The sequence below is a fragment of the Agromyces agglutinans genome (assembly GCF_009647605.1).
GTDB lineage: Bacteria > Actinomycetota > Actinomycetes > Actinomycetales > Microbacteriaceae > Agromyces > Agromyces agglutinans.
On record NZ_WJIF01000003.1, the window covers coordinates 108,423 to 121,397 of the forward strand.

The 12,975-nt window shown below is 71.1% G+C and carries 10 protein-coding genes; all 10 read right to left on the bottom strand.

Annotated elements, in window-relative coordinates:
• Positions 1 to 5: 5 nt before the first annotated feature.
• Positions 6 to 1,889: a VgrG-related protein gene (locus tag GE115_RS06735; RefSeq protein ID WP_172979750.1), complete on the bottom strand. Its 1,884-nt coding sequence runs from the start codon at positions 1,887 to 1,889 to the stop codon at positions 6 to 8.
• A complete protein-coding gene (locus tag GE115_RS06740) occupies positions 1,876 to 2,628 on the bottom strand; it encodes a CIS tube protein (RefSeq protein WP_153684039.1) in 753 nt (250 codons plus the stop codon). Before GE115_RS06740 ends, GE115_RS06735 begins: the two co-directional genes overlap by 14 nt.
• Before the next feature lie 9 nt (positions 2,629 to 2,637).
• Positions 2,638 to 3,081 carry a phage tail protein gene (locus tag GE115_RS06745; protein ID WP_312854969.1) on the bottom strand — a complete coding sequence of 148 codons (444 nt, stop codon included), beginning with the start codon at positions 3,079 to 3,081 and terminating at the stop codon, positions 2,638 to 2,640.
• Between the two features lie 18 nt (positions 3,082 to 3,099).
• Entirely contained in the window at positions 3,100 to 5,700 is a 2,601-nt protein-coding gene (locus GE115_RS06750; RefSeq protein WP_153684040.1) for a hypothetical protein, read from the bottom strand.
• Positions 5,701 to 5,704: 4 nt separating this feature from the next.
• Positions 5,705 to 5,863, bottom strand: coding sequence for a DUF6760 family protein (locus GE115_RS06755; RefSeq protein ID WP_153684041.1), 159 nt, complete (start codon positions 5,861 to 5,863; stop codon positions 5,705 to 5,707).
• On the bottom strand, positions 5,860 to 6,294 hold the full coding sequence (locus GE115_RS06760) for a hypothetical protein (protein ID WP_153684042.1): 435 nt from the start codon (positions 6,292 to 6,294) through the stop codon (positions 5,860 to 5,862). The genes GE115_RS06755 and GE115_RS06760 overlap by 4 nt, the downstream gene beginning before the upstream one ends.
• The gene (locus GE115_RS06765) at positions 6,294 to 6,743 is read right to left on the bottom strand and encodes a phage tail protein (protein ID WP_153684043.1); all 450 of its coding nucleotides are present in this window, start codon (positions 6,741 to 6,743) and stop codon (positions 6,294 to 6,296) included. The genes GE115_RS06760 and GE115_RS06765 overlap by 1 nt, the downstream gene beginning before the upstream one ends.
• 78 nt (positions 6,744 to 6,821) lie before the next feature.
• Positions 6,822 to 8,390, bottom strand: coding sequence for a phage tail sheath family protein (locus GE115_RS06770; protein WP_153684044.1), 1,569 nt, complete (start codon positions 8,388 to 8,390; stop codon positions 6,822 to 6,824).
• Positions 8,391 to 8,684: 294 nt separating this feature from the next.
• Positions 8,685 to 12,164 (bottom strand): phage tail protein, encoded by a 3,480-nt coding sequence (locus tag GE115_RS06775; protein WP_153684045.1) that lies wholly within the window; start codon positions 12,162 to 12,164, stop codon positions 8,685 to 8,687.
• A gap of 3 nt (positions 12,165 to 12,167) precedes the next feature.
• Complete coding sequence (locus tag GE115_RS06780) at positions 12,168 to 12,902, bottom strand: eCIS core domain-containing protein (protein WP_153684046.1); 735 nt, start codon at positions 12,900 to 12,902, stop codon at positions 12,168 to 12,170.
• Positions 12,903 to 12,975: the final 73 nt, after the last annotated feature.

The following is a 12,975-nucleotide window of genomic DNA, read 5'->3' on the forward strand; positions in this document are numbered from 1 at the left end:
TCCCGTCAGTTGATCTTCACCAGGGAGCCGCGCACGGTCGTCGCGCCGCTCGACGAGATCTCGGCCGTGGCCTGGCCCTTGACCGCGACCGTCGATCCCGAGAGCTCGGCGGCCGTGTCGGCCTTGACCGTCACCTTCGCGGCACCCAGTTCGGCGCTCGTGCCGCCCTTGAGCTTGAGGTCGGTCGTCGCCTCGATGTCGACCGTCTTGCCGGTGAGCTTGATGGTTCCCGACGACGCCTCGACCGTGGCATCCGTCTTGGCGACGACCTTCACCGGGCCTTCGGAGATGATCTCGATGCCCTTCTCGCCGTTCTGGGTCAGCGTGACGCGCTGCGCGCGCGTGTTGGTCGAGATCTGCACGTACTCCTTCGAGCCGTCCTCGAGGAACTCGACGACCATGCCCGTGCGCGACGTGAACGTGCGGCGCACGACCTTGCCGTTCTTCGCCGTGTCGTCCCACGGGTCGAGGGGTTGGTCGCTGCCGTTGAACAGGCCGCCCAGCACGTAGGGACGGTCGAGTTCGCCGCCCTCGAACGCGACGAGCACCTCGTCGCCCACCTCGGGCACCACCACCGCGCCGCGCTTGCCCGCTGCGCCGGGCTGCACGAGCCGGGCCCAGCTGCTCTCGTAGTCGTCGGAGAGGGCTGGGATCTTCACCGCGACCATCCCCCGCGCGTCCACGGAGCCCTTCGAGTCGCCGTGCTTGGTCACGATCGCGGGCAGCACCCCGGGGTAGCGGAACCCGGCCGAGCCGGCCGACGCGCCCGACGACGCGCCCGACGCGCCGCCGGCTGCTCCCGCCGCGATGCCGTACAGCGACCGGTCGGAGGCGTTCGTCACGTGCACCTTCGTCGTGTAGCCGAGGTCGGCCGAGAACTCGTGCACGGTCTCGGTGACGGTGTAGCGGCCGTCGAACGGGGAGCCGAAGCCGCGTACGCTCACGGCGGTGCCCGATCGCAGCTTGGCCGAGCCGAGCACGACCGCCTCGAGCTCGGCGAACCCGCCTGCGATGCGTTCAGCCATCGCCTTCGCGAGGGCGTCCTGCGACGGCTGGTCGCCATCGCCGACGGAGAGCACGAACGGCGGGCTGTCGAACACCTCGGCCAGCTTCGCCGGATCCACCGGCAGCTGCGCGCTGCGGGTCTTCGCCGGCGCCTTCGCGACCACCGCCCGCTTCGCCTTCCGGTCCCAGCCGCGCACCTCGACCTCGGGCACCTGCTCGCTGCTCGTGACGGTCGAGCGCAGGTACAGCGTGTTCAGCCCGTGCTCGATGACGACCGGGTCGGTGCGCGCGCCGACCGCGCCGGCGGGCGCCTCGGACGCCGACGTCGGCGCCTCGAAGTGCAGCCGGCCGCGCTCGACGAAGAAGGTGAACCCGACGCGATCGGCGAGGCGCTTCAAGAACACCCAGTCGGTCACGTTGTCCTGGCTGATCTTGGCGTGCACGCCCGAGGTCGTCGACACGAGCGCCTGCAGGCCCGCCCCGCCCGCGACCTGCTGCACGACGTCGGAGACCTTCACGTCGATGAACGCGCGCACGCGGCGCCCCCGGAACAGCCTGTGCGACGGGTCGAGGCCCCGCACGCGGGTGATGAGACTGCCCCCCAGGTCCTCGCGCTCGAGCGCCGTCACCTCGCCCTCGACGAGCACCGTCGTCGGTTCGGGCCCGTTCTCCGAGACCGAGACGCTGACCTTCGTGCCGATCTCGATCTTCGCCTTCTGGAGCAGGTCGCCCCTCGCGTCGGCGAACTCGAGGTCGAACGAATCCGGCAGGCTCGCGGCATCCGTCACCCGGCCGTGCACCAGCAGCGACGACGCGGCCGCGTCGAGCGGCGTGCCCGCGACGGAGACGACGAGTTCGCTGGTGTAGACGTCAGCCGAGGGCACGGGCGAGCTCCCTCCGGACGGGTTCGAGCGGCGCATCGAACTCCTCGGCGGCCGGCAGCAGGATGCTGCGCCCCGGCCGCAGGCGCATGGGATCGTCGATGCCGTTCACGTCGGCGACCGCCCGCCACAGCGACGCCCGGCCGTACTCGCGGAACGCGATCGCGGCGAGCGTGTCGCCCTCGCGCACGACGTGCAGCCGCCGCGGCTGGAGGCCGCCAGAGGTGGGGTTCTGCTTGCCCATCTCGCTCGCGAGCTCCTCCATCGCGACCGTGCACACGGCGCGCAGCGGCTGGCCCGACGGCGCGAAGAGCGTGTACTTTGCCGACACGCTCGTGATGTACCCGACGAAGCCGCTGAGGCCGCCCCACATGAACCGCACCCACGGCGGCGACGGGGTCTTCGTGCCCTTGGACTTCTCGGTCGGCGCGGTCGCCTTGAACAGCTCCTCGACCTGGGTCACGACGCTGTTGTCGCGCGCGAGCGACGCGTCGAAGTACATCTCGACCGTGAGCTTCTGCGGGTCGGGCCCCTGGTAGCTGGCCGGCGGCGCCGACGACGCCTTCTTCTGGTTCTTCTTCTCCCACTTGGCGGTCTTGGCCATGGTGAGCTCGCGGGGATTGAGCTGGAACTTGAGCTCCTTGATGAGCGGACCGGGGCGGCCCGGCTCCTGCCCCGGCTCGAGCAGCTCGATCTTCGCGGGCGTGAGGTTGCGCGTGTCGGCGGTCCCGGTGAGCGGCATGTCGGCCTCCTAGTGCTTCGCGCCCGTGGCGAGGAATCCGTGATGCGCGATCTCGAGCGTCTCGGTGAGCACCTTCGGCTGGTCGGGGCTGAACCCCGGCCCCGTCCAGCGCACCGGGATCACGTCGTTGATCGACCAGGTCGCGACGGTCGTGTTGTTGGACGTCTTCGCGATGATGGTGCCCGTGCTGCGCTTCATGCCGCTCGTCGTGGCGATGATCCAGTTCAGGACCTTGTCGGATGAGCCCGCGTAGACGGGCCGGCTGAGCTTGATGTTGGGGTACTTCAGCCGGGTCGGGAACTGCCAGACGAAGGTGTTGTTGCCGCCCTCCTCGCGGGTCTCGAGCACCACCTCGACGCCGAGCCCCTCGCAGCCGGTGAACTCGCCGAGGTTCTTCTCGTCGAGTTGCACCACGTACCGCACGCTGACCGCGGTCTGCAGGTCGTCGATCACGGGATCACCTCGTTTCCGTCACAGTCCGTCGATTCGGATGCCGCGTCGCTCGCGATCGAGCAGCAGCTCCGACTTGAGGCGTCGCACGAGCGGCGCGTAGAGCCTGGCGGCGAGCTTCTCGACGTCGGCCGCGGACGTCGGGACCGCCGCGGGCGACGCGGCGGCGGCGCCGCCCGCCGCCGCGCCGGGCGCTCCGGTCGCCGCGTCGGTCGCGTCGCCTGTGCCGCTCGCCCCGCGCACGTCGTCTGCGGTGGATGCCGCGGCGCCCGCGCTCCCGAGTGCGGTGGTCATGGCATCGGCCGGTGAGCCGGCGAGCCCGGCGAGTGCCGAGGCGTCGGGCATGCTCTGCGGGAGGCGTGGCAGCGGGAGGGCGCCGGCGCCGGGCAGCGAGGGGATGCCCTGCGGCAGCGACGGCATGCCCTGCGGCATCGACGGGAGCGTCGGCAGGGCCGGCAACGCCGGCATCGCCGGCATCGCCGGCAGGTCGGGCAGATCGGGATGATCCGGAAGCGACGGCATCCCCCCGGGCAGGCTCGGCATCTGGCCGGGCGTCGACGGCAGCGATGGCAGTGAGGGCAGTGCGGGCAGCGGCGGCATCGAGTCGGGGATCGCCAGGTCGTCGGCGCCGGGCACGGATGGCATCGAGGGGACGGCCGGGAGGCCGGGCATCTGCGGCACGGCCGGCAGCGCGGGCATCGCGGGCACCGCCCCGAAGGGGTTCCAGCGCTGCACCGCGGCGAGCAACCCGCGGGCGAACGACGGGCGCTCGGATACCTCGTCGCGGGGTGCTTCCGGCACGGATGCCCGGCCGCCGACCGACGGTGCAGCGGATGGCGCAGCCGAAGGTGCGGTCGTCGGCGCGGACATCGGCGCCACGACCCTCGCGACCGTCACCGACGGCGCGACCTGCCCAGATCGGCTTCGCCCCACCCGTGGCGCCGCGCCGATCGCCGGGCCGATCGCGGGTTCCAGCATCCGTGCGGCGACCAGCGGCAGGCGGTGCTCCGGTGCGGGCCGGGCAGTGGCAGGAGCGGTGCCAGCGGTCGGCGGGTTCCCCGCTGTCGGCGCGGTCCCGGGCGCGGCAGGCCCGGCATCGAGGCCGGCGGTGCCGAGCTGCTCGGTCGCGATCGTCGCGCGCACGGTGCCCGCCGCCGGGTCCGGCCACCGGTCGGGTACCGCGCCGAATGGGTCGGGAGGCGCATCCGCCGTCGAGCCGGCCGCGGATTCGGCATCAGCCGTGCCCGCGGCGCCCGCATCGGTGTGCTCATGCGCGTTCGGGCTCGCGCTCCCGCTCGGCACCCAAGGGCCGGTGGTGCGCTGCAACGGCAGCGCCCCGCCGGGCGCCGACGCCTCGCGCGGGCCAGCTCGGTCGCCGTCGGGCGCCGTCGGCGCACTGAGCGAGGATGCCGGATCGCGCTCGCCGAGGAGCGGGCGTTCGCCCGCGGTCTCCGCACCGGGCTCGGAAGCTTCGGCACTCGACGCTGCGGCTGCGAGCCGCTGCACCGACGAATCGGGCTCGTCCACGGCATCCGGCGCGGTCGGCGCGTCCGGCGCGGTCGGGGCGGTCGGCAGGCTGTCCGCAGCATGCCGGGACTCGGCGTCGCGCGGCACCGACGGCAAGGGCGCACCGAGGCCCAGTCGGTGCGGCGGTGGCACGGGCACGGCTGCTCGAGGCGGCGCGGCACCGGTGCCCTCCGGGGTGCGCTGCACGGCCGGTGGGAGCGGCTCAGCAGGATCGGCGCCGGCTCGTCCGCCGGCCGGCTCGGACGCGGTCGGCCTGCCGAGCGGCAGACCGGGGCCGTCATGGTGGAGAGCGGGGCGCGGCGGGGAGGTCGGTCTCGACCCCGATCGGTCGGGCAGCGAACTCACGGCCGCTTCGCCGCCGAGCGTGCTGCGCTGGACGGCAGTTCCGTTCATGGGCGACGCCGCAGGCGCCGCGGGCGCCGCGGGCGCCGTCGGTGCCGTGGGCGCCGCGGCATCCGGGCTCGAGACATCCGAGTTCGGGGCACTCGTGTTCGAGGCATCCGAATTCGCGTCGACCGAAGCCGCTTCGGGCGCCGAGACCGCAGGCAGCGGCAGCGCCGCCGCCGAGACATCCGGTTCCGAGGCATCCGGTTCCGAGGCAGCAAGGTCCGAGGCAGCAAGGTCCGAGGCAGCAAGGCTCGAGGCAGCAAGGCTCGAGGCATCCGGTACCGAGGTATCGGCCGGCACCTGCGCGGCGGAAGGCGCGGCACTCGTCGCCGCCGTCGCCCGCTGCACCGCGGCACTGCCGGTCGGTCCCGGGTTCGGAGGTCGCAGCGCCAACTCCTGCGCGCCGCCGGCGCCCGCGACCGGCGCGCCGAGCGACCCGGTGTCGGCCGCGACGGTTCCGGCCGGGGCATCCGCATCGAGGAGGTGACCCATGGAACCCATGAGCGACGGATCGACGCGCGTCGGCAGGCTCGCGACGAACCCGCTCGACAGCGAGGTCGACGCGGCCGTCGCCGTCGTCCGCTGCAACGGCGGCAGGTGCGCCCAGCCCGCGGGGCTCGGGGCATCCGCCCGGCCCGTCGCATCCGGGGCGCGGCCGTCTACGCGAGCCGGCGCCGGCTCGCGATCCCGCTGCCACGGCCAGCGCATGGCCTCAGCGCTCCTCGCTCATCCGGGTGTTGATCGCGGCGATCTCCCGCACGTACCGCTGACGTTGCGGATGCTCCAGATCCAGGATCTCGTCGAGCGACCAGTGGAAGTGATAGGCGACGTACGCGACCTCCGCATGGAGCCGGTCGGTCGCGTACGTCATGATTCCCCCAGGCGCCCGCCCGCGAGGTCGGCCGTGAACCGGTGGGAGCACTGCGGGCAGGTCACCGCGATGCGCGTGTGACCCTCGGCGTTGATACGCCGGTAGAAGTCCTGCAGGAACGCGACGTCCGAGGCGAACATGTTCTCGACGACGGTGCTGTCGACGTTCGGCAGGTCGCCGAGCGACGCGATCACGCGACCCAGCAGCACGACCGTCGTGTACGCCGGGTTCTCCTGCACCCGCGCGTCGTACAGCGGCAACAGCTCGTCGCGTGCGGTGGCGAGACGCATCACCCCCCGGCGGTGCACCCGGCCCTCGGCGTCGACGAAGCCGCGCGGGAGTTCGAACGCGAACTCCGTGCGCATCGGCTCGTCGACGCCGGCCCGACTCTCGTCGTCGGTGCTCGCGCGTGTGGAGATGACACGTTGCATCACTTCACGCTCGACTCGTCGTAGCAGACGGTGAACTTCTCGGTCGCCTGCTCGGCCGCACCGGCCTTCAGCGCATTCAGCTCGACGACGCGCACCCAGCAGTTCATGAACTCGTAGGTCTTGATCGTCTCGCCCTTGTAGTCGAGCAGCTCGACCGAGGCGGTCTTGCGGGCGCCGGCGACGTCGCCGTCCATGACCACCTTCAACCAGTCGGTGACGGTCTTCGAGCCAGTGAGGCCGCGTGTGACGCTGAACTCTCCGGCCTTCGGCCTGCCGACCAGCTGGCGCACGACGTACTTGCCGTCGTTGGTGTTCTGCTTGAGTTCGATCTTGTCGACCTCGGACTTCAGTCCAGAGACCTCGATCACCTTCGGGATCACGATGCCGTCGATGATGACCTTGAAGGCGTTGGCCGGCGATGAGTCCATCGGGTCGGGCAGGTCAGCCATGGTTTCCTCCTGTGTTCGAAGTGGGATGTCTCAGGGCACGGTTCGCACGGTCGGCGCGGTTCGCGCCGCTCGCGCGGTCTACTCGGCGACCAGGCTCGTGCCGCCCGAGAACTGCGAGAGCTGGAAGATGACGAACTCGGCCGGCTTGACCGGCGCGACGCCGATCTGGCAGACGACCTGGCCCGAGTCGATGACGTCGGCCGGGTTGGTCTCGTCGTCGCACTTGACGAAGAACGCCTGCTCGGGCGTGTTGCCGAACAGGGCGCCCTTGCGCCACTCGCCGATGAGGAACGCCGAGATCGACCGGCGCAGCTTGCCCCAAAGGGCCGGGTCGTTCGGTTCGAACACGGCGAACTGGGTGGCGTTGAGGATCGACTTCTCGAGGTAGTTGAACAGGCGCCGCACGTTCACGTAGCGCCAGGCTGCGTCGCTCGAGAGGGTGCGCGCACCCCAGACGCGGATGCCACGGCCCGGGAAGTTGCGGATCGCGTTGATGCCGATGGGGTTCAGCAGCTCCTGCTCGGTGCGGGTCAGTTGCGTCTGCACGGCGACCGCGCCCCGGATCACCTCGTTCGCGGGCGCCTTGTGCACACCGCGCTCGCTGTCGTTGCGTGCCCAGACGCCGGCCATGTGGCCCGACGGCGGCACGAACCGGTTGGTGCCGGTGAGCGGGTCCATGACCTGCACCCACGGGTAGTAGAGCGTCGCGAACTTCGAGTCGTAACCCGCCTGGTTGCGCCGCCAGTCGACGATCTCCTGCGCGCTGAGCGACGGCGGCGCGTCGAGGATCGCCATGCGGTCCCCCATCAGCTCGCAGTGCGCGATGATCGCCAGCTGCACCGCCTTGACGGTGTCGAGGTCGATCGCGCCCTGCTCGAACGCGGCCATCAGGTCGGGGACGCTCACCATGGTGACCTCCTCGACCTCCTCGAGGCCGCTGAAGCCGGTGCGGTCGGCGGCGTCGCCGACGTAGTTCGCGGCCGAGATCTTGTCGAGCGCGATCGGCTCGGGCGCGGGCTCGGGGATCGCGAGGTCGAACGTGCCGACCGCAGGCTTCGCGGGCGCGGAGGAAGGTGGCGCCTCGACCTCCTCGAGCGTGACCATTTTCGACTCGGCCGACACCTTTGTGACGACGTAGTTCTCGCGGTCGGACTTCGTGGAGACGTTGCCGTAGGTCTCGGGCTGGCGGCCGTCGACCATGATGACGAGCTTGAACTCGTCGTCGGGCGGGTTCTCGCCGTCGGCCGGGCCGATCTCGACCTTGACGGGCTTCGCGTTCGCCGCGCCCTTCGCGATCACGCGGTAGCCGCCGATCGTGACCTCCTGCGGTTCCTTCGGCGCCTCCTTGGCGTCGCGCCCGCGGGCCTTGCCGCTGGCGGCCGACGACGTGCCGATGCGGACGACGTAGCAGTTGCCGCCGCCGTTCAGGAAGTAGCCGTAGACGGCGTACGCGAGGTACGAGCCGGGGTACAGGCCGCCGAACTCGTCGACGAACTGGGTCCAGTTCGACACCAGGGTCGGCTGGTTCTCCGGTCCCTTCGGGGCGAGCCCGATGAACGCGGCGACGGCGGTGCCGACGCCTTCGATCGGGCGCGTCGCGGCGTCGATCTCCTGGACGTAGACGCCGGGTGAGAGGTACGTGGGCATCGGAGACTCCTTCTCGATCGGCCTATGCAGGCAGGATCGAACGGATGCCCCGTCGCCCGTGAGTCTGCCCGTGCGCTCACGCGGGAAGCGCGCGCTGCGCGAAGGGGCAGGTGGATGCCTCGGCGGCTGCGCCGCCCGCTTGGCGCCCCCGGTCCGCGTCAATCGCGGCAGAGGTACTCCGGCCAATCTCCGGAACTTTGTCACTTCGGTACTTCGGCACCACGGCACCTCGGCACCTCGGCACCTAAGCACTTCGGCACCGAGGGTGCCGAAGGGTGAGGCGGGTGCCGCGGACTACTTGCGCCACCATTCTGCGGAGCCCTTGGAAAGAGCATCTTTGCCGAGCTTGGCGAAGATCTGCTCCGCGACGGCGAGCTGCGCTGCCGCCGCCTGGCGGATGGTGTTCGCATCCGGCTTCATCTGAGCAATGACTCCCCTGGCCTTGCGTGACTCACCGTTCATCGCGTGGTCGCGCTCGACCGCAGCGATCGTGCGCTTGATCGCCCCAGTGGCGAGAAGCGAATAGGCGCGAGCCATGCTTGCAGCGGACCGCCCGGCGCCCTGGCCGGACTTGGCTCGCCCCTTCACCGACTTCGAGAGCGTGAGATCGCCTGAGATCTCCCCCGGCTGAAGACGCTTGAAGTCTTTCTGCTGCCGCGCACCGATCCAGAGGAGCACCGTTGGCATGCGGTCGTACTCATTTTCAGAAGTCTCCGGAACCCCGTGAGCAAGCAGCACGGCGCTCACGTAGCCGTCTGGTATGACGTGCTCCGACCAGAGGTGCGGACGCGGCGAGGGTTGGCTGGAATGCGGGGCGATATTCCCAACGAGCTTCGCGGACTGTTGCTCCGTCGACGTGCCCTTCCCCGCCGGCCCGGCCTTCTTCGAATCTGCGATCAATGCAGCGATCTTCGGCACGAGCTCTGCGACCAGTGCGGCAGCCTTCGCTTTGTCGGGTTCGGACCTCCCCACGATGCTCGCGACACGCGTCGCCGCGGCGATGATCTCCGTGACCCTCGCGTTCAGAGCAGCGTTGTCGCTGCCGCCGACGATGCGCTTCAGCGCGACCTCGAGTGGTGTCGGAGTCGACGCCAGGACGAATTTGCTCGCGCGTGCATCGAAGCTCAGGGTGTGCTGCTCCCCCGCGGCAGTGAACGGCTTCCTGATGATGCCGAGCGCCTCACCGAGAGCAGCTGCCTTCCCCTTCACCCACTTCTTGCCGGCCTCGACCTTGCCCTTCGCCCATCCGGCTCCGCGCTTGAAGGCCCGGATCAACGGCCCGGCGGCCTTGATCACGCCGCCGATGATCGAGTCGACGACCTTGTTCACCGGCTTCTGAATGCTCTCGATGATGCCCTTCACCTTGGCTCCGATGCCGCCGAGGCCGAGAAGCGACGCCAGTCCGCTGATGATCATCGGCACCGTGCGTGCCATGGTCGCTTCGATGAGGCCGGCGACCCGGCCGACACCGCCGGCGACGATCGACTCGACCGAGTCGAGCACCGAGTCGACGAAGTCCTTCATGCGCTCGGCGTTGTCGACGAACCACATGACGGCGTCGTAGATCATCTTGCAGGCCTTCACGAAGGCGGCCGCCGGGTTGAGCAGCGAGATCAGCCAGGTGATGCCTGCGGTGATGATCTTCGACTGCACGAACTCCCGCACCTTGCCCATGACCGTCTCCTTGAGATCGGTGAGCTTCGCGGCGATGAACTTCCAGAGGCCTCCGACGCCCTCACTCAGGAGGATCTGCAGCACCTCGGCGGTCTGCTCGAGCTTCTCCATCACGGGCTCGGGCACCTGGCGTACGATTCGCGCCCGGAGGTTCGCCCACGTGAGGCCGAGGAGCGAGAGCACGAGCTTGATGATCCCCTTGAGGTCGAACTTCTCGGGCAGTTCGATGCCGGCCTCGCCGAGCGCGCCGAAGAGCCACCCCTGCAGACCCTTCTTGAGGTGCTCGCCGATGTTCGAGAGGAATCCCTGCACGCCCGCCTTCACGGCATTGACGAAATTCGAGAGGAACTGCATCGGGTCCTTGATGATCTTCTCGACCGCGCCCGCGGCGCGGGCGAGCACGCCGAGCAGCATGTCCTTGAGCTTCAGGATCGTCTGCACCGCCCCGCCGACGGCGTCCTTGGCCTGGTCGACGAGCCCCTTGTGCTCCTCCTGCATCTTGGTGATCTCGTCGTCGACCGCGGTGCGCGCCTCGACGTACTTCGCGGCGAGGTCCTCGGCGAGCGCCTGCCCCTTCTCGTCGACCGACTGCTCGAGCTCGTCGAAGCGGCCGCCGACCTCCTTCGCGGCATCCGACCCGACCTTCTGCAGCGACGGCTTCAGGCCCCTCACGTACGCGTCGATCTTCGTGCGGCCCTCGGCGACGCGGTCCTTGGCGCGCGTGAGCTCGCGGCCCACGAGGTCGGCGATGGCGTTGATCGCCTTCGTCATCTCGCGTTCGTAGGTCGCGCGGGCTCGCTGGAAGATCTCGTTCACCTCGGGCTCCGGCCCGAGGAGCAGGTCCGCCGCCCAGAGCGCGCCGCCGCCGATCCCCGAATACCGGCGATCGCGGAACGCGCGCATCTCGCGCGTGTGCTGCTCGGTGAAGGCCTGCTTCGCCTTGCCCTCGGCGTCGGTGAACGCCTTCTCGACCTGCGGGTCGATGCCCGCGAGGATCGCGTCGACCGCGGTCTTCGTCTCGTCGAAGAGCCGGGTCACGTTCGCGGTGACCTCGGCGCGCTCCCGCTCGTCGTTGGAGCGGGCCTGCTGCTGCTTCGCGGCGACGCCGGCCTGGCCGGTCGTGCGCGCGCCCGCCATGCCGACCGCGGCCTCGGCGCCCTGGGCGCCGGCATCCTGTCGCGCCCCCGCGAGCACTTGGCCCTCGTGCGTGCGCACGGCGGCGGGCGCGGTGGCGGCGTGCTGCTCCGCGTCCTGCTTGGCGGCGAGCGCGCCGGTGAACTCCGGCTCGTTCGAGTTGCGGAGCTGCTCGTCGGTGACGTCGGCCTCCGCCATCCGGCCCTTGGTCTCGGCGGGACCGTGCGAGAGGTCGAGCTGCTCGGGTGGAGCGCGCGACGGCGCCGCCTGGCCGGCGTCGATGCGCGGCGCCGCGACCGGCGCCTCGGGAGGCACCGGCTCGACGTCCTTGACGACGGCCTTCGAGGCGTCGGGCGGCTTGGCGGATGCCTCGCCCATCGGCTTCGCGGCACCCTCCTTGCCCTGCGCGACCTTGCCGCGCACCTCGGCCGCGATCGCATCCGACTTCCCGGACGTGCCGAACTCGTCGGCGTCCTCGAGCGTCTTCGGCGCCTGCTTGTCGATCGCGGCCTTCACCGCCGCGACGAACGCCGCCTTGTCGAATGCCCCCGGAGGCGCGGCGCCCATCTCGGCGGCCTTCGCGGCCTTCGCCTGCGCGTCGCGGTCGCCGGCGGGCGGCTGCGCGGCCTTCGCGGCTGCGGCCACCTTCGAGGCGGTCGACGGATGCCTCGCCATCGTGGCCGTCGCGGAGCGCACCGAGCGCTTCGCCGCCGCGAGCCCCGGGTGCCGCGAGGGCGCCGGCGGTGGGGGCGGCACGGGCGGGGCGGCTGCAGTCGCCTGCACGAGTCGCTGCACCGGATGCCTCGTCGGGGCGCCGCCGAGCATCGCGGCCACGGCGGCGTTGCCGGCGCCGGCCTGCAATCGCATGACCTGGGCCCGCGGCGACCGGTCGTCCCCGGGGGCGGCACGGCCCGCGGTCGCGGCGCTCGCCCGACCGTGCGCGTGCGCGGCCTGCAGGTGCGGCATGGGTCAGGCGCCCTCCGCCTGTTCCTCCTCGGCCTCCTCGGCCGCTTCCTCGCGCTGCACGAAGAGACCCTGCACGGGCTCCTCCTCCTCCTCGCCCTCGCGCTGGACGCTGGCCGCAGAGCTCGCGGCCGAGGCATCCGTCTCGCGTTGCACCGGCGCCGGCTCGCTCATGACGCGTGTCGCGTTCTCGGCGGCGGCCGTCTCGAACCGGTCTCCCGGGTCGCTGACACTCACGCCGCCGCCCGCGGGCGAACCGTCGACGGGACCCGAACGCTGCTGCATGACGTGCGTGAGCTCATGGGCGAGCGTGGTGCGCCCGGCGGTGCTCGACGGGTCGTAGGCGTCTCGCTGGAACACGACGTTGCTGCCGACCGTGTACGCGTGCGCGCCGACCGACTGGGCCGACGTGTGCGCATCGGCGCCCGTGTGCACGCGCACGTCGGAGAAGTCGGCGCCGAGGCGCGACTCCATGTCCTCGCGCACGCCGCCTTCGAGCGGCGAACCGCCGCCCGACTGCACCACGTCGAGCACGGGCGAGCGCTGCGGCTCGGCCTCCTGCTCGGCGACCAGGCCGCTCACCGCCCCGTTCCCGGCCTCGCGCTGCAGCCGCAGCAGTGAGTCCCGGCCGAGCACGTCCATCCGATGCCCGGCGAGCCCCGCGAGCGACGGCTCGGACTGACGGCCCGATCGGTCGTGGGCGGCGACGTCGACGCCGTGCTCCTCATCGTGGATGCGCATGGCACACCTCCCTCGCGTCATTCCATTGCACGCCCTGCGACGCCGATGCGTCGCAGGCTCTGCCCGTCCGGCC

Bases quoted from the DNA above. Each gene is read 5' to 3' on its own strand.
- GE115_RS06765 (WP_153684043.1), bottom strand. From the start codon at position 6,743: ATGGCTGACCTGCCCGACCCGATGGACTCATCGCCGGCCAACGCCTTC.
- GE115_RS06750 (WP_153684040.1), bottom strand. From the start codon at position 5,700: ATGCGCTGGCCGTGGCAGCGGGATCGCGAGCCGGCGCCGGCTCGCGTA.
- GE115_RS06760 (WP_153684042.1), bottom strand. From the start codon at position 6,294: ATGCAACGTGTCATCTCCACACGCGCGAGCACCGACGACGAGAGTCGG.
- GE115_RS06770 (WP_153684044.1), bottom strand. From the start codon at position 8,390: ATGCCCACGTACCTCTCACCCGGCGTCTACGTCCAGGAGATCGACGCC.
- GE115_RS06755 (WP_153684041.1), bottom strand. From the start codon at position 5,863: ATGACGTACGCGACCGACCGGCTCCATGCGGAGGTCGCGTACGTCGCC.
- GE115_RS06775 (WP_153684045.1), bottom strand. From the start codon at position 12,164: ATGCCGCACCTGCAGGCCGCGCACGCGCACGGTCGGGCGAGCGCCGCG.
- GE115_RS06740 (WP_153684039.1), bottom strand. From the start codon at position 2,628: ATGCCGCTCACCGGGACCGCCGACACGCGCAACCTCACGCCCGCGAAG.
- GE115_RS06780 (WP_153684046.1), bottom strand. From the start codon at position 12,902: ATGCGCATCCACGATGAGGAGCACGGCGTCGACGTCGCCGCCCACGAC.